Source organism: Ruegeria arenilitoris (assembly GCF_013035315.1).
Lineage (GTDB): Bacteria > Pseudomonadota > Alphaproteobacteria > Rhodobacterales > Rhodobacteraceae > Ruegeria > Ruegeria arenilitoris_D.
Genome location: NZ_WQHP01000012.1, coordinates 49956 through 75151 on the forward strand (window position 1 = coordinate 49956; position 25196 = coordinate 75151).

A 25196-nucleotide genomic window follows, 5' to 3' on the forward strand; every position below is an offset into this window, starting at 1 on the left:
CAAACTAATCGAGTGTGTTGAACTCAATTTAATCTCCTGCCGAACCTACCAACAACCACGACAGCCAACGCGAACAACGGCAACGCAAAAGACCGCGCCGTGATCTGCAGATTGAACCCGAAGTAAGACATCACGCTGCCTTCAAACAGGATCAGAGATTCTTCCCACGAGGTGCCTTCGAACCCGCTGCCCGCATTGATCCCGAACTGGCAGATAAACAATAGCACCGCTACCCCCAGAAAGCCGATCACGCCCCATCGCAAAGGCATTGTGAAACCCAAAACAAGAGCAAGTCCTGCAATTGCTACAACCAGCGTCACCCCTTCCCCTCCAGATACCGCCGCTTGGCCTCTTCCATCCGGCCCATTTCGCGCACCGCGTTCTCGATGGCGACCTCGTCGCTCTTGTCGGCATAGCGGAATTCGCTGTCGGCGTAGCGATTGATCTCTTGCATCACCATCTCGACCGTGATCGGCTGGCGCAGGTCTTCGATCATGGCCTTCTTGGTGTCGTAGTCGCGGAACAGGAACAGGTCGGGGTTTTCCATCCATTCGTCGGGCAGTTCGAAATCCATCGCGCGGACTTTGACCGCGTCGGTGATGTTCTTGATCGCGCGGCCGGTGAATCGCTCATCGGCGGCTTGGATCGCCTTGAGGTAGGTGCCTAGCTTAGCGATCGTGTCCATCTGGCCGATATCGCCGGACACCCGGTCATAGACCTGCAGCAAGGCATCCTCATGCGGGCGGGAGTGGCTTTCGAAGCTGGCGGCGACGGCCTTTTTGATTTCTTGCGCGGCATAGGCGTCGTGCTCGCCCAGCGGGATGTCGTGGTTGCGGCCCATCAGCAGGTGCAGGATGTCGATGTAGTCCTCGCGCGTCTGCGGCCCGTCCACCAGGAACCGCGCGCCCGCCCGCTGGCGCAGGGCGTCGTCCACGTTCTCGGGGTAGTTCGAGAACATGCCAAAGGTGCAGTTGCCGCGCACAACGGTGTTGGCTCCCGCAAAGCTCTCCATCAGCACGGCGGTGATTTCCAACTGCCCGGCCGAGGACTGCCGGTCACCGCGTTTGCCCGCCAGCTGGTCGATGTCGTCGATGGTGCCGAACCCGATGACCGAGGGGTCGATGATCGTGTTGATAAACGCCTTGGCGTTCTGGCCGGATTTGCCCTGATAGCTGTCGATATTGTCGGTGCTCAGGTTCTGATAGCGGAACGGATAGCCCGCGTTCTGGCAATATTCGTTGATCAGCCCGGCCATCATCTGGATCAGGGTGGTCTTGCCGGTACCCGGTTTGCCGTCACTCATGAAGGTGAAGATGAACCCGCCGAGTTCCGCAAAGGGGTTCAGGCGGCGGTCGAAATCATAGGCCATCAGCATCTTGGCCAACTTCATCGCCTGATACTTGGCGATATGGTTGCCGACCACCTCGTTCGGCTTCTTGAACGTCATGGTCAGGGTGGTGGATTTGGCCTTGGTCGCAGGCTCGAAGCCGCGGATCGTCAGGTCATCCGCCTCGATATGCCAAGCGGTGTTTTGGAATGGCGCGAGGTGACCTGCGGACTGCGCGCGCAAGACGGCTTTCTCCATCAACTGCTCGGCATAGGCGCTGGTGGCCGCAATCAGGTGGGCATCGTCGGGGGCGTGTTTTGCCAGGGTCTGGTCCAGCTCCCACAATGCGCCATGCAGGGCAAGTTGGCCATTGTCGGTCAGAACCTCCTCGATTTCACCCAGATCGACGGTGGTTTCGCCCAGATGCGAAGACATCAGGTAAGCCAGCGCATTGCCGAATGTGTGCAGCGTGATGAGCGCCTCGGCGGTCAGCAACTCCGAGAACTCGGTCTTACGAGCAACCGGTAGGTCACCCGCCAAATTCGCGCGTTTCAGATCGGCCAATGGCGTTTGTTCCGCATAGGTTTCGGCCACAGCCAGAGAAACTGTGATGGCCCGCCGAATGGCTTGCTGTGTGGTGGCCTGCGGCGGTGAGACCAGCGCATCACCATCATCCGACGCTTCGATTCGCTCAACCAGATGCACCCCATCCGCGCGCACGGTGCGCCGTGTCACCAACCCCGGCGTCGTGGACCGAAACCTGCGCCCTGTGGACACACCCGAGGACCGTTCAACTGGGGTCTCAACGGCTTTCGCAATCCGCGGCGCGTGTTCAAATCCAGTCAGCAAGGCGGTCGCCGCCGGATAGTGCTTGCGAATATCGTCTTCGCGCAATTCCATCTGATCTGACGTCAAACTCATCTCAAAATCGCCTTTGCTGTATTCAATATCTCAAGACCTGTCCGGCCTTGCTGACCACGAACTTGCGCACGTCTGCAAATCCGGGTGGGTTGCGTTCGGCAAGCACCTGAAAGGGTCTCTGTGGCAGGATGATCGACCGCTGCGTCCGTGTCGCGCCGGTCTCGGCCCCCTGCCCACCGAAAGGATCGAGGGCGAATACCTCACGCTCGACGGTGGAAAACCATCCTGCGCGTTCTTCGATTACCTGTTCGCTTTCCAGTTCTTCCGTGGTCCAGGCCAAAGCCCAGTCCTGGCCTTGCGGAGACTGCGCGTCCTCCAGCACTTGTCGCAGCGGTCCAGATTGCTCGGTATAAGCCGAGGAATACATCGGCCCCACATGAATGCGGCGCAGGTGTTTGGGGTGCAGGTCGTCGAAATCCTGATCGAAGCCTTTGGCGATGGTCACCAGTTTCAGCCCGCCCAAAGACTGCGCCATCAGATGGGCCTGCACCTCGGGCCAGCGGCGCTGGTCCTTGGGCAGGGCCGTCTTGCCGCCGTCCTCCAACTGTATCAGATAGATGACCGGCAGGTTGATCTGGCTGTCATAAACCGCCCAGTGGATCATGAAATTGCGCCGTTCCCCCTCATTTCCGATCCAGTGGCATTCGGGATCGTTGCGGGCCCAGAACAGCTGACCTTTCAGCAATTCCTCGTAATAGAGCCTTTGGGACAGTGCGAATTGCAGTTTGGTGGGGATTTCCTGATCGCCAATGATTGCCCGCACCATGTCGGTTTTCAGATCATCCTCCGAGGGCATGTTCGCCAGATGCACCTGCGCCTGCTGCGCGTCATTGGCCATGGTCAGCAACTCGGCCGCCACCGGGAACCCGCTGTCACGTTTGTCCATGGCGAGGCTGCCAAAGAACCGCCCTGTGTCGTGCCCGACTAGCAGGTACTTCATGCTGAGCGCGCGGAAGGTGTAGAGCAGCCCCGAGAGGTAACGCGACACGATCCGCACTTCTTGTTTGCTGATCGCACCCTCGGCCTCCATCGTCGCAGCCACGCGGAGGAGGTGAACAGTGATCACCTCAAACTTGCGGAAATAGCGGCGCGAGGCGAAGGTGTCGGTCAGGCCAACATGGTCTTGGGTTGGGTTAGTCTCCATTAGTCTCCACCATCTCCGTCCCCATCCGCGTCTCCCGAGTGATACCCATCAGTGTCGTTGTGGAACGCGATTTCGGCCGAAACCGGGTCTTCCTTTTTGTAAACAAAATAAACCAAGTGCCCGACCCCAGCGAACACTGCTATCCCAATAGCCGGAGCCCAAAGGGACTCTGTGATCCAATAGAAAATTACGCCAAGACCAATAGCGAACCAGCGCAGGATCATCGCATTCTCGACCCAAGCGGGAAGCTGAATGTCCCTGCGCGTGAGACCCGATGAATAACGGTTATTGGTCTGTTTAGTCACAATTGTGACCCTCAAGAACCCCCGTACATATTCTTATCATGCTTCTCGACAATCGAGGCGAACCTGCGGGCAAAGCGTTCGTCTGCCTTGGCCTTTTTTTCAAGCACGTCGCGGGCAAAGACCATGTGGTCCTCATGCGCCTCGAGCATGTCGGCCATTTTCTGATTGGTCGCGGTGCCGATTGCGGCCATAGCGGTTTGGGCCTCTTGGTCGGTCTGCACACCGATCTCGTTGATGCGGTGGGCCACGTCCTGCTGCTGCGCGGTTTTCAGCGATTTGGTCAGGGCGTCATACAGCACCACGCGCTGTTGCGTGTCTGTCTGTAACTTGTTGATCAGCACCATCTGAGTCGCCGCCTGGTTCTGCAGTGAATCGACCCAAGTCTTACCCTTTTCGATATAGCGCTCGAGCGTTTGAGATTTGGCCAGCTTGACCTGCTCCTCCTGAACCTTGGCGTTGTATTGCTTGTTCAGCTCAGCCAGTTCGGTTTCCAGCTGGGTGCGCGCAGCGGCGTCCTGTTCGACGCTGATCTTGTTCTCCAAGGTGATGATCGTCGGGTCCATGCCCTGGATCTCGGCACGTAAGGCTTCCAGTTCAGCCACGGTCGCCTCGCGGTCGTCCAGCGTACCAGTCAGGTTGTCCTCGACCTTCACGCGCTGTTCTTCCAGAACAGACAACTGCCCTTCCAGCAGCTTCACGATCACGTCAGACTTGGCGATCAGGTCCTGCAGTTTGTCGTCGATATTGGCCGTGCGCATCCGCTCTTGCCGCATCGACTCGGATTTGGCCTTGGCGAAGATGCCCACAAACGACTCCCACCCGGTTTTCGAGCGCATCTCGTCGAAATCCTTGGAAAACGCGTTGGTGACGTCGTCCAAACCCATGATCAGCTCGGCGATATTGGCATTCATCACCTCAGTGTGGGCGTGCACATCCTCAAGCGTGGCGTTTTCGATGTCGATATCCGCCTCGGCGGTTCCAATCTTGGCGCGCGCGGCCTCGATCCGGGATGTCAGCCCTTCGATCTGCGACTGGCTTTCGCGCACTTTTGCTTGGGTTTCCTGAATCAACGCGTCAAACTGCTGGTTCGACATCTGTCCTATCCCTTTTTTACTTATGCACCCAATAAGATAGGGAATGTTACGATGATTTACATCCCCTTGGGCATCAAATACAGAAAGACTTTGGCAAACTCCGCCCAAAAAAGATAGGCGGCTTGACACTTACGCGGCAGATCGCGTGAATGCGCGCGGTAGGCAAAAAAACGTCACGTTTACCATACGAAAACTGGATTGATTTGACCGCACGGGTGGACATAGACAATCCGGAGGGCACCTGTTTGAGTGCTAACAAATTATTACTGCCGGAGGCTGACCCATGCTGGACGCGACAACCGACCTGAAATCAATCCTGAAAAACCCCGATCTGCTGGTGACCAAAGCCTATATCGGCGGTCAGTGGGTTGACGGGGACAATGGCACTTTTGCCGTAACCAACCCGGCGCGTGGTGACGTTGTCGCCGAAGTCGCGGACCTCAGCCGCGCTCAGGTCGCAGGTGCAATCGCGCAGGCCGAAGCGGCGCAAAAAGAATGGGCCAAGCTGACCGGCAAGGAGCGGGCTGTAATCCTGCGTCGCTGGTATGACCTGATGATGGAAAACGCCGAAGATCTGGGCAAAATCCTGACGGCCGAGCAAGGCAAGCCTCTTGCCGAAGCGGTCGGAGAGATCGGTTATGGCGCGTCGTTCATCGAATTCTTCGGTGAAGAAGCAAAGCGCGTTTACGGCGAGACGATCCCCGGCCACCAGCGCGACAAGCGGATCATGGTGCTGAAACAGCCGATCGGCGTTGCGGCCTCGATCACACCCTGGAACTTCCCCAATGCGATGATCACCCGCAAGGCGGCTCCGGCGCTGGCCGCGGGCTGTGCCTTTGTTGCGCGCCCTGCCAAGGAAACGCCGCTTTCGGCTCTGGTTATGGGCGTTCTGGCGGAACAGGCCGGTATCCCGGCTGGTGTATTCAACGTCCTTCCATCCTCCAGCGCGAGCGAAATCGGCAAGGAGTTCTGCGAAAACCCGGGCGTCCGCAAGCTGACCTTCACCGGCTCGACCGAAGTGGGCCGCATCCTTCTGAAGCAAGCCGCCGATCAGGTGATGAAGTGCTCGATGGAACTGGGCGGCAATGCGCCGTTCATCGTGTTTGACGATGCCGATCTGGACGCCGCCGTCGAAGGCGCGATGATGTGCAAGTTCCGCAACAACGGTCAGACCTGCGTCTGCGCCAACCGCATCTATGTGCAGGCCGGTGTGTATGACGAGTTCGCCGCCAAGCTGAAAGCCGCCGTCGAGGCGCTGAAAGTTGGTGATGGACTGGCCGAGGGCGTCACGACCGGACCGCTGATCAACGAAGAAGCCGTCGCCAAGGTTGAAGAACACATCAAGGACGTGACCGACAAGGGCGGTGCGGTTCTGACTGGTGGCCTGCCCCATGATCTGGGCGGTACCTTCTTCCAGCCGACCATCGTAACCGGCGTCACGCAGGACATGATGGTTGCGCAGGACGAAACCTTTGGCCCACTGGCCCCGCTGTTCAAGTTCGAAGACGAGGACGATGTGATCGCGATGGCCAACGACACGATTTTTGGTCTGGCGTCGTATTTCTACGCCAAGGATCTGAGCCGCGTCTACAAAGTGGCCGAAGCGCTGGAATACGGTATCGTCGGCGTGAACACCGGCATCATCTCGACCGAGCTTGGCCCGTTCGGCGGCGTCAAACAGTCCGGTCTGGGCCGCGAAGGCAGCCACCACGGGATGGAAGACTATCTTGAGATGAAATACGTCTGCCTGTCGGTCTGATCAAACAAGGCCCCGGCGCAAGCGCGCCGGGGCCATCCAGTTTGTCACAAAACTGCAAACAAACCGTCACATCCCTGCAATGACCCGCGTCCATCCCCCTTGCAGCCAAGCAAGAGAGGATACCAACCGATGTCATTGCGCTTTGTCTGCCTGACGTCTGCCCTTGCCCTGACCGCCGGTCAGGCCGTGGCAGAAATGAACTTCAACCGAATTGCGTCTTTCCCCGTCGTCAAGAACATGGCCGAGGGGGCAGATACCACCCGTGAAACCTCGCCCGAGATCATCGCGGCGACGGCGGACGGCATGACGCTGGTCTACACCGACAGCCCGCTGGGCGTGATCGGCATGGTCGACATCACCAACCCCGCAAACCCGGCCCCACTCGGCGCAATGGAAGTGGGTGGCGAACCGACATCCGTAGGCATTGTGGGCACGACAGCCTTTGTCGGCGTGAACACGTCGGAAAGTTATACAGCCCCTTCGGGAAAGCTGATCTCGGTCGATATCGCTGGCAAGGCCGAAACCGGCGCTTGTGATCTGGGCGGTCAGCCTGACAGCGTCGCCATTGCGCCGGATGGTAGCTTTGTCGCCGTAGCGATCGAGAACGAGCGCGACGAAGACCTGAACGACGGCATTATCCCGCAGCTGCCCGCCGGGTCGCTGGCTCTGGTGCCGCTGAAAGATGGCGCGCTGGATTGCGCGGCCATGAAAATGGCGTCTCTGACTGGTCTGGCCGAGGTTGCCCCAACCGACCCCGAGCCTGAGTTTGTGGACATCAACACTCTGGGCGAAACCGTCGTCACTCTGCAGGAGAACAACTACATCGCGGTGGTCGACAAGGACGGCAACGTGGTCAGCCATTTCTCAGCGGGTAGCGTGGATCTGGAAGGCATCGACGCCACAGATGAACGCGGCGCGCTGATATTCACCGAAAGCCAAAAGGGCCGTCTGCGTGAGCCGGATGCGGTGAAATGGATCGACGACAACCACTTCGCCACCGCCAACGAAGGCGATTACGAGGGCGGTTCGCGCGGCTGGACGATCTTCCACAAGGACGGCACCGTTGTTTACGAAAACGGCACCGATTTCGAGAAAGCCATCATACAGATCGGCCACTACCCCGACAAACGCTCGGACGCCAAAGGCGTTGAGCCAGAAAGCGTAACCGCTGCCACCTTTGGCGGCACGCCGATGATCTTTGTTGGGGCCGAGCGCGCCTCGGTCGTGGGTGTCTATGACGCCACCGACCCGGCAAACCCGGTACTGAAGCAGCTTCTACCGTCGGGCGTTGGGCCGGAAGGCTATGTGGCGATCCCCGAGCGCAACCTGCTGATCTCGGCCAATGAAAAGGACCTTATCGAAGATGGCGGCCCGCGTGCGCATGTCTCGATCTTCGAATATCAGGACGCCCCTGCCAACTATCCGCATCTGACCTCCGCAGGCGCGGATGAGCTGATCGGATGGGGTGCCCTGTCCGGTCTGGTCGCGGACGAGGACGGCATGATCTATGCGGTCAATGACAGCTTCTACGGTTTCCAGCCTTCGATCTTCAAGATCGACCCCAGCCAGCAGCCCGCCCGCATCGTGGACGTGATCCGCATTCACCGTCAGGACGGCAACCCGGCGCAAAAGCTGGACCTTGAGGGCATCACGCTGGACGGCAAGGGCGGCTTCTACGTCGCGTCCGAAGGCCGCACCGATCGTGTCATCCCGCACGCGATCTACCACGTCTCTGCCGAGGGCAAGATCAAGGATCGCAAGGGCGAGATTGGCCTGCCGCCGGAATTGATGGCGGTCGAGAAACGCTTTGGTTTCGAAGGCATCACTAAGGTCGGTGACACTCTGTGGATGGCCGTTCAGCGCGAATGGAAAGACGACCCAGAGAACCACGTGAAACTGGTCGCCTACAATCTGGACACCAAGGAATGGGGTGCCGTGCACTATCCCAAAGCCGACCCGGAAAAAGGATGGGTTGGGCTGTCTGAAATCGTGGCCTTCGGCGACCATGTGTATGTCATCGAACGCGACAATCAGCACGACCACCGCGCCGTGACCAAAAAGATCTACCGCATCCCGCTGTCCGACATGACCCCGGCACCGCTGGGTGGAGACCTGCCTGTCGTCAGCAAAGAAGAGGTCCGCGACCTGCTGCCCGACCTGACCTCGACCGGCGGTTACGTTCTGGACAAGATCGAAGGCCTGGCGATCCTGCCCTCGGGCGAAGCGTTCGTGATGACCGACAATGATGGCGTCGACGATGCCTCGGGCGAGACGATGTTCTGGTCGATCGGGTCGGTTACGGCTGGGAACTAATTCGTTGCCAAAACACTTAGTGACCCCGCACGAAATTGTGCGGGGTCATATTGTTTAGATCGGCAGCAATTAAGGCTTTTCAAACGCTGAGGCCTGAGCGTACGGGAAGCAAATCCTATTGTGTGGACATTTTGGGAAGTCAGTCGAATATCCGCGATGGTTTCTTTGATTGCCTTTGTGAAAACTAAGCCATTCCTACTCCCAGTTGACAGACAACGAGATGATGTTCAGTCTAAAGGTGCGGAAGGTCACCTAGGTTTAGGGGCTTGCCAATTTGGCCTTGTCCGTGGAGAAGAACTAGGGCGCTGATCCAATTAAGGCAGTGCCCGTGAATCGCAAAGCAGCCTTCACGCCCGGTTCTCGATTTGTGTCGAAACCATTGGTGTGAAATGACAAAAAAACTTAAAACTTTAAGAGACCAAAAATGCGCGAAGCAAGGCGGTCTTTGCTTCTATTGTGACCAACCGATGTGGTCCGGATCATCGAAGATATTCCAAAGGACCTATTCGATTTCCGAACCTCATGCGCGATTATTCCAGTGTACAGCAGAACACTTGATAGCAGCATCTGAAGGTGGGCTTCTCTCACCAGAAAACATCGTTGCCGCTTGCAAGTTCTGCAACCAGACGCGCCATAATTCGAAGCGACCACTGTCACCGGAGAACTACAAGAAAAAGGTACTCGGCCGATTAGCGTTGGGGCGTTGGAAGCGGCTACTTTCCTCTTCTACAACGCTGGGAAAGCACCGAAAGTAGAGGTTGCTGAGAGGTAGTATTGTGTCGGTTATGCGCAGTAACCCGTCAACTTTTTGGAACTCACGAATGACCAAATAGCCCGTCCGGCGAACACCTCATTGATACAAAAAACAACGCCCCGCGTCTGGAGGAACGCGGGGCGTATGGTGCGATAATCCAGAGAGGAACGATTATCGCGGCGTATTAGGTCGCCTTAGTTCACGGCCTTGGCGTCGACCACATCCTTTTCGATGGCCTTAGCCGACGTGATCTCAATCCGGCGCGGTTTCAGGGCCTCGGGCACCTCGCGCTTGAGGTCGATGTTCAGCATGCCGTCCTCATGGCTGGCGCCAGTGACACGCACGTGATCGGCCAGCGCAAAGCGGCGTTCGAACGCGCGGGTGGCGATGCCACGGTGCAGATAGCTGCGCTCTTTGTCTTCTGCAGCTTTCTTGCCGGCCACGATCAGAGCGTTTTCCTTCACTTCGACCGACAGGTCATTTTCAGAAAAACCGGCGACTGCAACCGAGATGCGATAGGTGTCGGCATCGGTTTTTTCGATGTTATAGGGCGGGTAGCTCGGCTGAGCCACGTCATTGGTCAGCACACGGTCCATCATGTCGGCAATCTGGTCGAAACCAACGGTGGCGCGGTGCAGGGGTGCAAAATCAAAACTACGCATGTGTCATATCCTCATATCAGAGCGATCTGTACTCTGCCCTCCGTTCGGACGGGCATCGGGTTGATCCGGGCCCCGTCTTTGGCGACCCGGTACAGTTCACATGGGTAGCGATTTGAGTGAGTTCAACCCCTGCCAGAGCTGATGAATTTTGCGCCCGAGCTGGACTTACCGGAACCGACCTGCAACCGGCGGATGTTTGCCTTTGGGCGGGGCGCATCGCGTCGCAGATCGGCCTTTAAATCCGCCACGATTCCCGACAGCTCCATGCCGAACCCCACCTTCTGGCGCCCGTTCGTCCCCACCGCGGACACGACCGAAAGAATCTGCCAGCGCGACCCGTTCCGTGCCAGCAGGGCTGAGCCGGACGAGCCAAAGGTGATGTCGCAGTTGAAGGTGATCAAACCGTCGCTGCGGTTCAGAATGCGGCAAGATCTTTCGCGGGTAATTGCCTCGGCCCGCCCGCGCCCATAGGACGCGAGGCTGACCTCGTTTCCGGCGACATTCCCCTGATGCAGGGCAAAGGGGTCTGCGATCGAATAGGGAATCGGCGATTCCAGCCGCATCAGAGCCACATCCATGCGCACGCGGGGGGCAGACACCGCCCCGTTGGCCTTGAAATCGGGATGCGCCGCGATTTGTACCACCTTGCGATCGGCGAGGGCATCATTACCGCTCAGACCGGCGCGGAAGGTGACCTTGCCCGGCGGGTATGGCTTGCCGGTGGCCTTGTCCAGCGCGCAATGCGCAGCGGTCAGAACCAGATCCTGCGCAATCAAGGTACCGGTGCAAAACCCCTGAGTTCCAATGTCCAGTCGTCCGACCGCCTCCCAGCCGTACAGATCGTCACGGTCGGTCAGTTTGCGTTTGGCGGCTTGGGCGTATGATGAGGTGGTTGAAATGGACAGAATAAGAAAAAAAATCAGAACGCGTTGAATCATGGTTTGATGAACCTTGCACCAATATTGCGGTTTGCGCCCGCTTGCGGTGATGAAGCCCTGAAACCGCGCCCCGCCGAAAGTTCGGCCTGCAACAGCTCAAGCGAGTCTTCGACCGCGGTGCCGACGGACACGCGCTGACCGTTGAACTCGGCCTTGGCCGCAACCACAGACACGATGCGAGGCTGGTCCCCTTCGAATGAAAACACCGGCGCACCGGACGATCCGAATTCCACGTCGCAAGACATGATCAGAACATTCGAACGGCGGGTCATAACCGAGCATACCTCTTGCAGCGACGGGGCCTCGGACCGGTCCTGAGCATAAGACACGACGCCAACCTCTGCCCCGCGCGCGGGGCGTTTTCCTGTCTCAAACGGGATAACGGTTGTGTTTCGGATAGGCTGCCACAGTTCGATCAGCGCGATGTCGTTGTAGATGCGCTCGGCGGTGCCTTCGACGCTGTATTCGTAATTCGGGTGAATGACCGCCCGCCGCGCCGCACGGTAAGCTGACGCGCGCCCCAGTCGCCAGGCAGCCAGAAACTCGACATCAGCCAGATCGATCCGCTGACCAGTCACCTTGTCAAACAGGCAATGTGCGGCCGTCAGAACCAGCGTCGGCGCGATCAGTGTCCCGGTGCAAAACCCGGCGCCGTTTTTGATATCAAGGCGTCCCACGGCCATCCACGCGCGGCCAGCATCAGTTGTATCCAGACTTTTTAGTCCGGTATCCTGTGCTGCGGCGGTCATCGGCATCAAAGCCATCGCCAATGCTATGATCCAATTTCGCAAACGGCTCTCCGGCTTTGCTGTTGGCATATCTTGCTACGCCGCCGGTTGGGCAAAAATAGGGCGGGACCGCCCCATTCGCATTCACTGGGAAAGTGATGCGCGACTGCATCAGCCTATTTCAGGATCGGAACTTGAGGCGTTTGTGGCTGCGCATCAAAGGCTCTGGGCTTCGGTCCACCCGTTGCCCAATCCAAGAGCTCCACCGTATGCACCACCGGCACCTCTGTTCCCGAGCCGATCTGCATCATGCAGCCGATGTTCCCCGCCGCGATTACATCGGGGTTTTTCGCCTCAAGCGTTTTAACCTTGCGCTGTTTTAACTTCCCGGAAATCTCGGGCTGCATCAGGTTGTATGTCCCGGCACTACCGCAGCACAGATGACTGTCCGCAGGCTCTAACACAGTAAAACCAGCCCGTTTCAACAGGGTTTTGGGGTGAGTCTTAATCTGTTGACCGTGTTGCAGAGAGCAGGCTGCGTGGTACGCGACGATCATCTGCTGGCTCTCACCTTCCGGCAAATCGAGTTGCATCAGCAGCTCACTTATATCCATGGCGATCGCAGAAACCTTTGCGGCGTCTTCTTCCAGCGGTCCATTGCGGAACATATGGCCGTAATCTTTGATCGTCGTGCCGCAGCCCGAGGTATTTATGACGATGGCATCCAGCCCATTCCCGGTCATTTCGTCAATCCAGGCTCTAATATTGGCTTCTGCGGCCTTATGGCTGTCATCGGTTTTGCCCATGTGATGGGTTAAGGCCCCGCAACATCCTGCCCCTTCGGCTACAACGACCTCGCATCCTAGTCGGGTCAACAGGCGAATTGTTGCGTCATTGATGTCCGTATTCAAAGCTTTCTGCGCACAGCCGGTCATCAGAGCAACACGCTTGCGCCGTGTGTCTTTGGCAGGGAAAGTCTGCGGATCGTCGTTGCGACTGACTGGCGGGATATGTTTCGGCGCCATGTCCAGCATCGCGCGCAACCGGGCATCTGGCATTAAGAACCGGAAAGGACGTCCCAGTTTTGCTCCGATCAGCGCCCATCGGAACCGCATGGGATAGGGCAGGATCTGGGCCAATACCCAGCGCAGAACACGGTCAGAGAGGGGACGTTTGTAATTCTCCTCAATGTATTCCCGCGCGTGATCGACCAGATGCATGTAATGAACACCCGAGGGGCACGTAGACATGCATGCCAGACAGGAAAGGCACCGATCGATGTGTTTGACCGTTTTCTCATCGGGCACACGCTCGTTTTCCAGCATATCCTTGATCAGATAGATGCGGCCGCGCGGGCTGTCCAATTCGTCCCCCAGCACCTGATAGGTGGGGCAAGTGGCCGTGCAAAACCCGCAATGGACACAATTTCGCAGAATCTCGTTCGAGCGCTGGATCGCCGGATCTTGGAGTTGTTTTTCAGTGAATGTTGTCTGCATTGCTCTAGCCCACAAGCCCCGAGTTAAAGACGCCGCGGGGGTCGAATCTTTGTCGAATTCCTTTTGTTAGAGCCGCAACTCCGGCGCTTTCAGGATGGAACCGCCCCAACCGGGTCACTGTGTCGGATTGCGCGCGCACCAGCGTTGCGTGACCTTCAAGGGCCCCCAGACGGGCGCGCAGATCGGTCCCTTCGGGCACCAAGGCCCAAATCAGCCCACCGCCCCAATCAAACAGCAATCGCTCGGCACCAGTGCGTGCGGCTATGTCAGGCGCATCAGTGGGCTTAACCGAAATCCGCCACACATCACCGTCCTGATTGTGAAAGGCGGTCACATCGCGCAATCCGGCCCAAAGGTTGGTCGAGCCCGTGACCTCAGCGACGTCTCCGTATCCCGACAACACCGATTTCAGTTGATCCGACCTGTAAGCGACCGAGTCCTCAAACCCCTCAAGACGCAACAAAGCCTGACCCGCGTCAGGATCATAGGCCGCACCGCTGACTTCAAACGGGGATTTCAGCGCCTCAGATAAAGCCTGAATTCCGGCCGCCGCGTCTGGGACCTGAACGGACAGAGTTACGGACGCCTCGGGTTTGGGAAGCACCTTCAAAGACACCTCAGTCAGAACGCCCAATGCCCCCCAGGATCCTGCCATCAGCTTGACCAGATCGTAACCGGTCACGTTTTTCATAACACGGCCGCCATTATTGACGATCTGCCCCATGCCGTCGACATAACGCACACCCAGCAAGAAATCGCGGCACGCCCCCGCCTGTACCCGACGTGGCCCCGAGATATTGGCCGCGACGACACCTCCGATGGTGGGCGTCCCGCTACTTCCAAGCAGCCCCCTGTGATCCATGGGTTCAAAGGCCAGTTGCTGACCTTCAGCGTCCAGCGCGCCCTCGATTTCGGCGACCGACGTTCCGGCTTGCGCGACCAGTGTCAGTGCGCCGGGTTCATACAGCGTGATCCCGCTGAGCCCGCTTGTTTCGATTGCCCGACCAGGACCTTTAACGCCCCGCGTACCGCCGCCTTGGATATGCACCGGTTCATTCAGCCCGGCTACCATCTGGGCCAGTTCGGCTTCTGTCTGTGGTTTCATGACATTTCTTCTTTGTTAGAGCCGTTTATTCAGCCGCGATCTGTGCATTACGACGCCCTGCAGAGGCTTCCAGCGGGAACACCTTCGCCGGGTTCAGCAACCAGTTCGGGTCGAATACATCCTTAACCGCCATTTGCGCCTCAAGATCAGCGGGCGTGTATTGATGAGACATCAAATCGCGCTTTTCGATCCCGACACCGTGCTCGCCCGTCAGACAACCACCCACATCCACGCAGAGTTTCAGGATTTCGGCCCCGAACGCTTCGCATTTCTCAAGATCGCCGGGTTTGTTGGCATCAAACAGGATCAGAGGGTGCATGTTTCCGTCACCCGCGTGGAACACATTGCCCACGGGCAGGCCGTAGTCTTGGCTCAGCTCACCGATCCGGCGCAGAACTTCGGGCAGCGACGACACCGGGATCGTCCCATCCAGACACATGTAATCGTTCAACTGCCCCATCGCACCAAAGGCAGATTTCCGACCCAGCCAGATTTTGGCGCTTTCCTCAGCCGACTGGCTTTCGCGCAGCTCAACGGGGTTATGGCGTTTCGCGATCTCGATGATCTTGCTCAGCTGATAGTCAATTTCAGCCTCGGACCCTTCGACTTCGACAATCAAAAGGGCTGTGCAGTCGGGGTAGCCCGCATGAGCAAAATTCTCACAGGCTTTGATGCACAGCGTATCCATGAATTCGATCGCGACCGGCAGAATGCCGGACTTGATGATGTCCGAGACGCATTGCCCGGCGACCTCGTTGTCGTCAAATCCCATCAACACGGGCCGCGCGCCTTCGGGCTTGCGAAGAATACGCAAGGTGGCTTCGGTCACGACGCCTAGTTGACCTTCGGAACCGCAGATGACGCCCAGCAGGTCCAGGCCACCTGAATCCAGATGGGCACCGCCGATTTCGGCCACGCTACCATCCATGAGGACCATCTTCACGCCCAACAAGTTGTTGGTGGTCACACCGTATTTCAGACAATGCGCACCGCCCGAATTCATCGCGATATTGCCAGCGATGGCACAGGCCAGTTGCGACGACGGGTCAGGAGCATAGAAGAAATCATCCTCTTCCACCGCACCTGTCACGCTCAGGTTGGTACGGCCGGTCTGCACGCGAATGAACCGGTTGTCATAGTCGGTCTCGAGCACGTCATTCATTCGGGCAACGCCCAGAATGACACAATCCGCAGTAGGTAATGCCCCACCTGCCAGCGAGGTGCCCGAGCCACGCGGGACCACCGGCACACCTTCTTCATTGCAGATGCGCAACACGTCCGAGACCTCTTGGGTCGTGGATGGCAGCACCGCCAGCATCGGCGGGCACTTATACGCCGTCAGCGCATCGCATTCGTAGACGCGCGTCTCGGACGGGTCGTGAATCACCGCATCCTCGGGCAAAACCTGCAACAACCGCTGCAAAACAATGGCCTTGCGGCGCAGGACATCGGGATTTGGCGTCGGCATTTCCATGGCTGATCCTCCGTTTGGTAAAATAATATTACCAATTTCCCCATCTGGCAAGTTCCCACCTCTGGCCCTAAGGTCGCGGGCATGACCTGGCTTGATCGGACACAGTTGTTTTCTCCCCTAGACTACGCGGCCATCGCAGTGCTGCTGGTGGCCTGGCTGTGGATTGGTTGGAGGATCGAGAACCCCTCGCCCAAGAAAACCTCGGTCACAATGATGATGGATGATTATCGCCGCGATTGGATGCGCGAGATGGTGACCCGGCAGCCGCGGATGTTTGACGCTCAGGTCGTAGCCGCGATGCGGCAGGGCAGCACGTTCTTCGCTTCGACCACGATGATCGCCATCGGGGGTGGGCTGGCCCTGCTGGGCAATACCGAACGCCTGGCCGGTGTCGCCAATGATCTGGCCATCGGCAGCGCCCCCGCCATGGTGTGGGAGATCAAGATCCTCATCATCATTCTACTGCTGGCCAATGCCTTCCTGAAATATGTCTGGGCACATCGTTTGTTTGGTTACTGCGCAGTCTTGATGGCCGCGGTGCCCAACGATCCATCGGATGCGCAAGCCTATCCCCGAGCGGCTCAGGCGGCAGAAATCTGCGTTACCGCGGCCCGCAGCTTCAACCGCGGCCTGCGCGCGACCTATTTCGCCCTGGCATCTGTCGCCTGGATTCTGGGACCCGTGGCCCTGATACTGGGTACGGCGATCACCTTTGGCGTTCTGTACCGGCGCGAGTTTGCGTCGCATTCCCGGCTGGTCCTGCTGTCGCAACCGCACGACACGGATTCGTGATCGCTTTGCCCCAAATCAGAGCCTAATCTTCGCTCATGCGATATTTGATTCTCAGCCTTCTGCTTGCGGGTCCGGTGCTTGCCGACCCCCCAACAATTGAAAAAGTGATCGCCAGTCAAAGCGGCGACACATGGCGCTTTGACGTGACCATCCGACACCCAGACACCGGCTGGGATGATTACGCCGATGGTTGGCGCGTACTGGACATGGACGGAAATGAGCTGGGATTGCGCGTCCTGCATCACCCGCATGTGGATGAACAGCCCTTTACCCGCTCGCTTGGTGGCGTCCCCATTCCCGCCGGCACGACTCAGGTGCAGATTCAGGCACGTGACAGTGTCGGCGGCTGGAGCGAAGGCACCACTGTGGTTGACCTGAACTGAGGCTTAAAACACGCCCAGGCTCAGACCTGCAGCCATGGCGGTTCCAATTTCACGACACTGATCAAGCTGTTCTGCCCGGATGGTCTTTTCGGCCAGAATCGCTTCGGGTGTCTGGGCGTGGGTGCAGATAATCAGAGGCGGCTGCACCTGTTTTAATCGCCAGCCGGTGGCAATCCGCGCGGTTTGGCGGGCGGCGTTTTCTCCGTCTGACCCGGCACAGACCATCTGCGCATAGGGGCGTCCTTCGATCTTGCCCAAGACAGGGTAATAGCAACGATCAAAAAACTCTTTCATCAGACCCGAAATCGCGGCCAGATTCTCAGGCGCGCAGAAGAGATAGCCATCGGCGGCCAACAGATCCTCGGGCGTGGTCTGATCTGCGGTTTTTAGAACCGTTTCCGCCTCATCCCGTGCTCCTGCAGCCGCAGTCTCGGCCATTTGCCGAGCACCGCCTGTGCGCGAGTGGTAGACGATCAAAAGCTGCGCCATGTCAGACCCGGTGATAAGGACCGCCAGACAGGATGGTTGCGGCCCGATAAAGTTGCTCGGCCAGCATCACACGGACCAGCATATGGGGCCAGACCATCGATCCGAATGAGATGGAAAAATCTGCCTCAGCCCGAAGATTAGGGTCTATTCCGTCGGCGCCGCCGATGATTAGCGCCAGATCCTGCCGCCCGACATCGCGCCAACCACTCAGCTTTTTTGCAAAATCAGGCGAGGACATCACCCGCCCCCGTTCATCCAAAGTGCAGATCACCGCACCTTTGGGCAGCGCCTTGCGCAGCAATGCCGCCTCGGCACCCATCCCTGCGTTTTTCTTGTCTTCAACCTCAATCACACGTGCGGGACCAAGGCCCAACGCACGGCCGGTCCGGTCAAATCGGGTCAGATAGTCGTCAAGCAGGGTCTTCTCCGGTCCGGCACGCAATCGCCCGACCGCACAAATGCTTATACGCATATTTCTCTCGCCGCCGACCTGTTAATGCAGGCCGGGATGGCGCCTCAGTTCGCCGAGGCGCTGCCGCCCTGAGGCAGCCACATCTTTTCCAGCTGATAGAATTCACGCACTTCGGGGCGGAAGATATGGACGATCACGTCGCCCGTATCGATCAGCACCCAGTCGCCGGCATCCTTGCCTTCGACCTTCGAGGTGAATCCAAATTCCTGCTTGATGCGATCCGTCAGTTTTTCCGCCATGGCCGAGACCTGACGGGTCGAGCGACCCGAGGCAATCACCATGTGATCCGCAACAGAAGACTTACCTTGCAGGTTGATCTGCACGACGTCTTCGGCCTTGTCATCGGAAAGTGAGGAAAGGATACGTTCAAGCAGCTTGTCGCTGATTGACTGAGAGTGGGCCATTACACCGGCCCCGTCATCGGCGGGCAAACCCGCCTGGGTATGTAGAGACAGGACATAGTCCTCCTTTGCTGCGCGCCGTGAAACCCCGGCGCCGGGGTACTAATAAGGTAACAAGCAGATTGCAACATTTCAATGAAACGCCGCGAAAGCGCCCGCACAAGCGCTCACTCTTTGGCGATCTGTTGCTGCTCTGCGCCGTCCGACAGCAACCGAACCTCGCGCTGCGGGAAGGGGATCGAGATGCCTTCGTCCTTAAATGCGTCCCAGAGCGCCAGGTAGACATTCCCGCGAATATTGGTCAGCCCCTTGGTCGGATCGCTGATCCAGAAACGCAGAACATAATCCACGCTGCTGTCGCCAAAACCGGTGATATGGCAGACCGGTTCATGCGACCCGCCGCTGAGGACCCGCGTGACGGCCTTTACCGCCCGAATGGCCGTTGCGCGCACCAGATGGGGGTCATCATCGTAACTGGTGCCAAAATCCAGATCCAGCCGCACAAACTTGTCCGAATGTGACCAGTTCACCACCTGGTTGGTGATCAGGTCTTCGTTCGGGATTAGGTACTCTCGCCCGTCCCGCGTCACGACCGAGACATAACGTGCGCCCAGCGCGTTAATCCAACCAAACGTGTCGCCCAGCGAGATCACGTCACCCGGTTTGATCGAGCGGTCCATCAGGATGATGATCCCCGAGATCAGGTTCGACACCACCTTTTGCAGGCCGAAACCGATGCCGACACCAATGGCCCCGGACAGCAATGCAATGCCTGTCAGGTCAAACCCAAGCGTGCGAATGGCGACCAAAAAGACGGCACCATACAGCAGAACCTGAATCCCCTTAGCCAGCAGCACCTGCATCGACGGGGTGATGTCGTCGTTGTTCATTAACCCACGCTCGGCGGCGCGGGTGCCCAGACGGGCCAGCGTCAGCAGGATGCCGATCAGCAGAATGGCTTTGAGTATCCCCAGCGCCGAGATGTGCAAGTCGCCAATAGAAATGGCGACGCCATCCAGAAACTCGGCCACATCATCCGTCAGATTCAGCGCAACAAGCGTTGCATAGACCCACATTGCCCATTTGAAGATCCGCCGTAGCGTGCGGTTGCGTACCAACCTCGCGACTAGGGCAATCGCCAGCCAGGCCAGCGCCAATGTGGCGACGACTCCGATGATGTAACTGCGTGACGGCCAGGTGATCTGCTGCATCAGCAGATACAGCGCCGAGGACATCAGCACAAAATAGACCAGCGTCAGGCGCTGCATCAGCTGCACCAGAATCCGCAGCCGCCACTTTGGCCAACCCGTGCGTGCGCGGGCCCAGGCCTCCCACCGGCCTTGGGTGACCAGCTTCAGGCCAAATGCCAGTGCCCACAGAACCAGAATGATGACCAGCTGATGCTGGCGCCAGCCCGGCGTTACAACCAGTTCGACAAGGTTTTCGAATTGCACGGAAAAGCCCGCGACCATGTTGTCATAGAGGTCCGACAGCGAACCGGGGATCAGGTCTTGGTTCATGGTCACAGCTTGAACAGCGTTGACCTATGATGCAAGTCCGACGCCGGATTGAACCTTGATTGACGGCAAAGCCCGATATATCTGAGGCGCATGAGACTCAACCTGGCCCCAGCACCAAAGTTGCAAGACCGCACGCGCCTGCGTGAACGGTTCTTTGGGGCCGCCCGCACGGTTCTGGCCCGCCTATAAGGCGCGTCCAGCCACTCGCCAGCTATTTCTCATTACATACGGGAGAGGACCAATGTCCCCCAAAACACTCTATGACAAGATCTGGGATGCCCATGTCGCGCACGAAGCCGATGATGGAACCTGCCTGCTGTATATCGACCGCCATCTGGTACACGAAGTGACCAGCCCGCAGGCGTTCGAAGGCCTGCGCATGGCCGGCCGTAAAGTACGCGCTCCGGAAAAAACCATCGCCGTTCCGGATCACAACGTTCCAACCACGCCGGACCGCGTAAACGGGATCGAAAACCCCGAATCGCGCATTCAGGTCGAAGCGCTGGACAAAAACGCCAAGGATTTCGGCATTCACTACTACCCGGTGAATGACGTGCGTCAGGGCATCGTGCACATCGTCGGCCCGGAGCAGGGCTGGACCCTGCCCGGCATGACCGTGGTTTGCGGCGACAGCCACACCGCCACCCACGGCGCGTTTGGTGCTTTGGCCCACGGCATTGGTACGTCCGAGGTCGAGCATGTTCTGGCGACTCAGACCCTGATCCAGAAGAAGTCGAAGAACATGAAGGTGGAGATCACCGGCAAATTGCAGCCAGGCGTGACTGCCAAGGACATCACTCTAGCCGTGATCGGTGAGACCGGTACCGCTGGCGGTACTGGCTACGTCATCGAATATTGCGGTGAAGCGATCCGCGATCTGTCGATGGAAGGTCGCATGACCGTCTGCAACATGGCGATTGAGGGCGGCGCCCGCGCCGGTCTGATTGCTCCGGACGAAACCACCTTTGAATATGTCAAAGGCCGTCCGCACGCCCCGAAAGGCGCACAATGGGAAGCCGCGATGGACTGGTGGAAAACGCTCTTCACCGATGAGGGCGCGCATTTCGACAAGGTTATCACCCTGCGCGGCGAAGACATTGCGCCGGTTGTCACCTGGGGCACCAGTCCCGAAGACGTGCTGCCGATCACTGCAACTGTACCGAACCCCGAAGACTTCGAAGGCGGCAAGGTCGACGCGGCCCGTCGTTCGATCGAGTACATGGGGCTGGAAGCAGGTCAGAAGCTGAGCGATGTCGAGATCGACACTGTCTTTATCGGGTCCTGCACGAACGGTCGTATTGAAGACTTGCGCGCTGCCGCCGAGATTCTAAAAGGCAAAAAGATCAAAGACGGCATGCGCGCCATGGTCGTACCCGGCTCGGGTCTTGTCCGCGCTCAGGCTGAAGAGGAAGGGCTTGCAGAAATCTTCAAAGAGGCCGGTTTTGAATGGCGTCTGGCAGGATGCTCGATGTGTTTGGCGATGAACCCTGACCAGTTGCAACCGGGCGAGCGCTGTGCCGCAACCTCGAACCGCAACTTTGAAGGCCGTCAGGGCCGGGGCGGACGCACCCACCTGCTGAGCCCGGCAATGGCTGCCGCAGCGGCAATCACAGGACGGCTGACAGACGTCCGTGAATTGATGTAAGGTGCCCTCATATCTAGATATTTGAGGGATTGAAAACATGAGTGACTGGGTCAAATGGCTCCTGCTGGGGCTTCTGTCCATCGCGTTCGGCATCTTCGTGCTGGGTGCACCTGTAGTGGCTTCTATCGCCGTGACACTGGTAACGGGTGTGTTGCTGCTGATCTCGGGCGTACTGCAAGTTGTTGGCGGGTTCACCGTTGAGGGAACCGGCAACAAGATTCTGTCACTCATCATGGGTGCGGTGATGCTGTTTCTGGGCTGGAACTTCATGTCCCAGCCACTCGAAGGAACCGTCACTCTGGCGATCGTCATGCTGATCCTGTTCTTGGCAGGCGGCATCGCGCGGGTCATTCTGTCGTTCCAGATGCGTGGAACGCAGTTTTTCTGGCCCACGATGATCTCGGGCATCTTGTCGATCATCCTCGCCGGTATCATCTGGACTTATGTAGGAAGCGAACCTCAGGTGCTGCTGAGCATTCTGGGAATCTTCCTGGGCATTGAGATGCTGTTCAACGGGTTCGGATTGGTCTTCATGGCGTTCTTCGTCAAGAACGCACCCGACGACGCAACAACTGAAGCGAAACAAGCTTAAACGCGGGGCACGGGCGCGGCCCTCTCCCGCAGGAGTGTGAACATGGAAAAGTTTGAAAAAGTCCACGGGGTGGCCGCCCCAATGCCGTTGATCAATATCGACACAGATATGATCATCCCGAAAGTGCACCTGAAGACCATCAAACGGTCCGGACTTGGCGTCGTGCTGTTCGACGAGATGCGCTATCACGATGACGGGCAGGAAAACGAAGAGTTCGTCCTGAACAAACCCGCCTATCGCCAGACCGAGATTCTGGTCGCGGGCGACAATTTCGGCTGCGGCTCGTCTCGGGAACACGCGCCCTGGGCCATCAAGGATTTCGGCATCAAGGTCGTGATCTCGACCAGCTTTGCCGACATCTTCTTCAACAACTGCTTCAAGAACGGCATCCTGCCCATCGTGGTAGAAGAGGAACATCACGCCGTGCTGATGGAAGATGCACATAAAGGCGAGAACGCCCGCATGACCGTGCATCTGGAAGATCAGAAGATCACCACATCGGACGGCGTCGAGATCGCGTTCGATATCGACCCCCATCGCAAACACTGCCTGCTGAACGGTTTGGACGATATTGGCCTGACGATGGAGAAAGATCACCACATCGATAAATTCGAAGATCACGCCAGTCAGGCACGCCCCTGGGTGTAGCCCCTGGGGACGAATCTGTGGACACTCAACCTATCGGGGTCGCTTCGGCGGCCCCGTTCGCATTCTTGGGGTCCAAATCCAAACAACCACAATATGTGGTGGGTGGTCGCGTTTACACGTCGAATTTGCGACACGAATGATGCAAAGGCGCACCAGTTTCGCCATCTTTTTGCCCGAAATCACGTGTTTTCTGCAGGCTGACTTGAGCGGATTGCCGCTTATCGTCAGTGTTGACGATATCAGAGGCACCCGTCGAATAAAAATATTGTCGGGCACAAGTTGGGACGAAGCCGTCACAGAAGCGGCCAATCCGGTTTGAAAGGGTTTGGATAGTGATTGCGCGCACAACAGGGGCGGCGATACGGGGATTGCTTGTTGCACTCATGGTGCTGACTCCCGCGTTGTACCTGCCTGTAACGTCTACGAATGGGACCGAGATTGTCGTCTTTCTCGCCATTCTGGCGTTCTTCCTGACGTTCGCTGAATACAACTCGGCCTTCCCCAGCTTTATCGAATTCCGCGATGCCCCGCCGGTAAACCGGCTGCGCTTTGTCGGTCTGATGACGATGATCACGTTCATGACGCTGATCTGCAAAAACGTCTATGCCCCGACAGGCCTGACGACGCTGACTTATTCCATCGGCCTTGGTGTCGCGAATGTGGTCGATTTCCCGTATTCGCCGGTGCGCCTGATCATCCTGATGCTGCCCGCAGATACGAGCGCCCCGCTAACGGAACTGGTTCGTATCTGTGCCAGCGTTGCCAATGTTGCGGCCCTCGTGACCATCGGCAGCTTCGCTTATGCAGTCCGGGTACGCGGTTGGCCCACCGGCAACGGTGCGTTTAATGTCTGGACCAACCTTCCGCTGTTTGACCCGACCAAGGGTGGCGATGTGGTGACACGACTGCAGCGGGACGGGCGTCTGAACATTTGCATCGGCATTCTGCTGCCATTCCTGATCCCGGCCCTGATCAAACTGCTGACGGATTATGCCGAGCCGATTTCGCTGAGCAATCCTCAAACCATGATCTGGACGCTTAGCGCATGGGCCTTTCTGCCGGCCAGCATGATTATGCGTGGTCTGGCAACATTGCGCATCGCCAGCCTGATCGTCGAAAAACGACGCGCCTATTCCACTGCCGAGTCCACTCAGACCGCATGATCCGCACCCTGATCCTGCTGCTGTTGCCCGTTATGGCGCAGGCAGAGACAGTTCGCATCGCCACCTACAACACAGAACTCAGCCGCGATGGGCCAGGATTGCTGTTGCGTGACATTCGCCGCGGGGATGCACAAGTCAGCGCGGTTGTCGGCGTTCTGACCGAGATCCGACCGGACATCGTCGCGCTGCAGGGCATCGACTGGGATTTCGAAGGACAAGCAGTCTCGGCGCTGGTAGGGCAATTGAAAGACGCCGGATTGGACTATCCCTTTGTCTTTGCGACCCAGCCCAATTCTGGCATTGCAACCGATCTGGACCTGGATGGTGACGGGCGCACCAGCGGACCAGGTGATGCGCAGGGTTGGGGGCGGTTTACCGGCCAAAGCGGACTGGCCGTGCTGTCGCGCTATCCCATCGCTACAGATCAGGTTCAGGACTTCTCGACACTGCTTTGGCGAGACCTTCCGGGCGCCGAATTGCCCAGTATGGACGGCGCGCCCTACCCGTCAGAACACGCACAACGCATTCAGCGACTGTCTGCCGTCGCACATTGGATAATCCCCATAGAAACACCGATCGGGCAGTTGGACCTTATGACTTTCCATGCTGCGCCACCTGTGTTCGACGGCCCCGAGGATCGCAATGGCCTGCGCAACCGGGACGAAATTCGGCTTTGGTCAGCTGTGCTGGACGGCACAGTGGGACGTGAACCAGACGGTCCTTTTGTGATCGCTGGGGACGCCAATCTGGATCCGGCACGCGGGGACGGGCGCAAAGAGGCGATCCGCGGCCTGCTAAATGATCCCCGGCTAAACGACCCGTTGCCCGTTGACCCCAATGGCGATCAAACCACTGTGGTCTGGAAAGCAGTAGACCCAATGCGGGTAGATTACGTTCTGCCATCCTCACACTGGACCGTGACGGATGCAGGCGTTCACTGGCCAACAGCCGGCACCGAAGCCCGTGATATTGCCGAAAAAGCCAGTCGCCACCGGTTGGTTTGGGTCGATTTGACCCTGCCCCGCTGACGGCCAATTCTGGCCCGCAAATCGGGTCTGACGCAATTTTCAG

At 58.2% G+C, this 25196-nt stretch carries 26 protein-coding genes; 10 read left to right on the top strand and 16 right to left on the bottom strand.

From position 1 onward, the window contains the following. Positions 1–23 precede the first annotated feature (23 nt). Genes GOV53_RS19760 through GOV53_RS19780 form a run of 5 tightly spaced genes read right to left on the bottom strand, consistent with a single transcriptional unit; the run spans position 24 to position 4791 of the window. The gene (locus tag GOV53_RS19760; protein WP_170469794.1) at positions 24–320 is read right to left on the bottom strand and encodes a hypothetical protein; all 297 of its coding nucleotides are present in this window, start codon (positions 318–320) and stop codon (positions 24–26) included. Further along, positions 317–2248, bottom strand: a complete 1932-nt coding sequence (locus tag GOV53_RS19765; RefSeq protein ID WP_170469797.1) for an AAA family ATPase — start codon at positions 2246–2248, stop codon at positions 317–319. The genes GOV53_RS19760 and GOV53_RS19765 overlap by 4 nt, the downstream gene beginning before the upstream one ends. Positions 2249–2270: 22 nt before the next feature. Then, positions 2271–3392: a hypothetical protein gene (locus tag GOV53_RS19770; RefSeq protein ID WP_170469800.1), complete on the bottom strand. Its 1122-nt coding sequence runs from the start codon at positions 3390–3392 to the stop codon at positions 2271–2273. After that, complete coding sequence (locus GOV53_RS19775) at positions 3392–3697, bottom strand: hypothetical protein (protein WP_170428553.1); 306 nt, start codon at positions 3695–3697, stop codon at positions 3392–3394. Before GOV53_RS19775 ends, GOV53_RS19770 begins: the two co-directional genes overlap by 1 nt. An 11-nt stretch (positions 3698–3708) precedes the next feature. Further along, on the bottom strand, positions 3709–4791 hold the full coding sequence (locus GOV53_RS19780; RefSeq protein WP_170469802.1) for a hypothetical protein: 1083 nt from the start codon (positions 4789–4791) through the stop codon (positions 3709–3711). A 283-nt stretch (positions 4792–5074) separates the two neighbouring features. On the opposite strand from GOV53_RS19780, the gene GOV53_RS19785 reads away from it, so the two are divergent. The 3 genes from GOV53_RS19785 (at position 5075) to GOV53_RS21550 (ending at position 9618) form a co-directional block, all read left to right on the top strand. Then, positions 5075–6550, top strand: coding sequence for an NAD-dependent succinate-semialdehyde dehydrogenase (locus tag GOV53_RS19785; protein ID WP_170469805.1), 1476 nt, complete (start codon positions 5075–5077; stop codon positions 6548–6550). A 129-nt stretch (positions 6551–6679) separates the two neighbouring features. Continuing rightward, entirely contained in the window at positions 6680–8863 is a 2184-nt protein-coding gene (locus GOV53_RS19790; RefSeq protein ID WP_170469808.1) for an esterase-like activity of phytase family protein, read from the top strand. Positions 8864–9330: 467 nt separating this feature from the next. Next, on the top strand, positions 9331–9618 hold the full coding sequence (locus GOV53_RS21550; RefSeq protein WP_367648810.1) for an HNH endonuclease: 288 nt from the start codon (positions 9331–9333) through the stop codon (positions 9616–9618). Between the two features lie 193 nt (positions 9619–9811). Here GOV53_RS21550 and GOV53_RS19800 read toward each other — a convergent pair whose 3' ends face one another. The 6 genes from GOV53_RS19800 to GOV53_RS19825 form a co-directional block, all read right to left on the bottom strand. Beyond that, positions 9812–10279, bottom strand: coding sequence for an Hsp20 family protein (locus GOV53_RS19800; protein WP_170469814.1), 468 nt, complete (start codon positions 10277–10279; stop codon positions 9812–9814). 122 nt (positions 10280–10401) lie between these two features. Continuing rightward, positions 10402–11217 carry a trypsin-like serine peptidase gene (locus GOV53_RS19805; RefSeq protein WP_170469817.1) on the bottom strand — a complete coding sequence of 272 codons (816 nt, stop codon included), beginning with the start codon at positions 11215–11217 and terminating at the stop codon, positions 10402–10404. Beyond that, a complete protein-coding gene (locus GOV53_RS19810; protein WP_254439348.1) occupies positions 11214–12008 on the bottom strand; it encodes a trypsin-like serine peptidase in 795 nt (264 codons plus the stop codon). The genes GOV53_RS19805 and GOV53_RS19810 overlap by 4 nt, the downstream gene beginning before the upstream one ends. A gap of 113 nt (positions 12009–12121) precedes the next feature. Further along, positions 12122–13441 carry a glycolate oxidase subunit GlcF gene (gene glcF, locus GOV53_RS19815; protein ID WP_170469824.1) on the bottom strand — a complete coding sequence of 440 codons (1320 nt, stop codon included), beginning with the start codon at positions 13439–13441 and terminating at the stop codon, positions 12122–12124. 4 nt (positions 13442–13445) lie between these two features. Then, a complete protein-coding gene (locus GOV53_RS19820; RefSeq protein WP_170469826.1) occupies positions 13446–14546 on the bottom strand; it encodes an FAD-binding protein in 1101 nt (366 codons plus the stop codon). Between the two features lie 25 nt (positions 14547–14571). Beyond that, positions 14572–16020, bottom strand: coding sequence for an FAD-linked oxidase C-terminal domain-containing protein (locus tag GOV53_RS19825; protein WP_170469830.1), 1449 nt, complete (start codon positions 16018–16020; stop codon positions 14572–14574). 81 nt (positions 16021–16101) lie between these two features. Between GOV53_RS19825 and GOV53_RS19830 the strand changes: the two genes are divergently transcribed. Together GOV53_RS19830 and GOV53_RS19835 are read left to right on the top strand one after the other, a co-directional pair. After that, on the top strand, positions 16102–16812 hold the full coding sequence (locus GOV53_RS19830; protein ID WP_170469833.1) for a DUF599 domain-containing protein: 711 nt from the start codon (positions 16102–16104) through the stop codon (positions 16810–16812). Positions 16813–16847: 35 nt separating this feature from the next. Beyond that, positions 16848–17195 (top strand): hypothetical protein, encoded by a 348-nt coding sequence (locus tag GOV53_RS19835; RefSeq protein ID WP_170469836.1) that lies wholly within the window; start codon positions 16848–16850, stop codon positions 17193–17195. A 3-nt stretch (positions 17196–17198) separates the two neighbouring features. On the opposite strand, the gene GOV53_RS19840 is transcribed toward GOV53_RS19835, so the two are convergent. The 4 genes from GOV53_RS19840 to GOV53_RS19855 all read right to left on the bottom strand — a co-directional run bounded on the left by GOV53_RS19840 (position 17199) and on the right by GOV53_RS19855 (position 20077). After that, positions 17199–17684, bottom strand: coding sequence for a flavodoxin family protein (locus GOV53_RS19840; protein ID WP_170469839.1), 486 nt, complete (start codon positions 17682–17684; stop codon positions 17199–17201). Between the two features lies 1 nt (position 17685). Continuing rightward, positions 17686–18156 (bottom strand): 23S rRNA (pseudouridine(1915)-N(3))-methyltransferase RlmH, encoded by a 471-nt coding sequence (gene rlmH / locus GOV53_RS19845; RefSeq protein ID WP_170469842.1) that lies wholly within the window; start codon positions 18154–18156, stop codon positions 17686–17688. Between the two features lie 44 nt (positions 18157–18200). Then, positions 18201–18560, bottom strand: a complete 360-nt coding sequence (rsfS, locus tag GOV53_RS19850; protein ID WP_058276550.1) for a ribosome silencing factor — start codon at positions 18558–18560, stop codon at positions 18201–18203. 164 nt (positions 18561–18724) lie between these two features. Further along, positions 18725–20077 (bottom strand): mechanosensitive ion channel family protein, encoded by a 1353-nt coding sequence (locus GOV53_RS19855; protein WP_170469845.1) that lies wholly within the window; start codon positions 20075–20077, stop codon positions 18725–18727. Between the two features lie 241 nt (positions 20078–20318). Here GOV53_RS19855 and leuC point away from each other — a divergent pair, with 241 nt between their 5' ends. The 3 genes from leuC to leuD are packed head-to-tail and all read left to right on the top strand — an operon-like array spanning position 20319 to position 22962. Further along, the gene (leuC, locus tag GOV53_RS19860; RefSeq protein ID WP_170469847.1) at positions 20319–21722 is read left to right on the top strand and encodes a 3-isopropylmalate dehydratase large subunit; all 1404 of its coding nucleotides are present in this window, start codon (positions 20319–20321) and stop codon (positions 21720–21722) included. 37 nt (positions 21723–21759) lie between these two features. Further along, positions 21760–22314 (top strand): HdeD family acid-resistance protein, encoded by a 555-nt coding sequence (locus tag GOV53_RS19865; RefSeq protein ID WP_170469850.1) that lies wholly within the window; start codon positions 21760–21762, stop codon positions 22312–22314. Between the two features lie 42 nt (positions 22315–22356). Beyond that, on the top strand, positions 22357–22962 hold the full coding sequence (gene leuD, locus GOV53_RS19870) for a 3-isopropylmalate dehydratase small subunit (protein ID WP_170469853.1): 606 nt from the start codon (positions 22357–22359) through the stop codon (positions 22960–22962). Positions 22963–23074: 112 nt separating this feature from the next. Here the strand turns inward: leuD and GOV53_RS19875 are convergent, their stop codons facing one another. Next, entirely contained in the window at positions 23075–23347 is a 273-nt protein-coding gene (locus GOV53_RS19875) for a hypothetical protein (protein WP_170469674.1), read from the bottom strand. Between GOV53_RS19875 and GOV53_RS19880 the strand changes: the two genes are divergently transcribed. Next, positions 23346–24125, top strand: a complete 780-nt coding sequence (locus tag GOV53_RS19880) for a hypothetical protein (RefSeq protein WP_174823514.1) — start codon at positions 23346–23348, stop codon at positions 24123–24125. The genes GOV53_RS19875 and GOV53_RS19880 overlap by 2 nt on opposite strands. Beyond that, positions 24122–25153 carry an endonuclease/exonuclease/phosphatase family protein gene (locus GOV53_RS19885; protein ID WP_170469856.1) on the top strand — a complete coding sequence of 344 codons (1032 nt, stop codon included), beginning with the start codon at positions 24122–24124 and terminating at the stop codon, positions 25151–25153. Before GOV53_RS19880 ends, GOV53_RS19885 begins: the two co-directional genes overlap by 4 nt. Positions 25154–25196 lie beyond the last annotated feature (43 nt).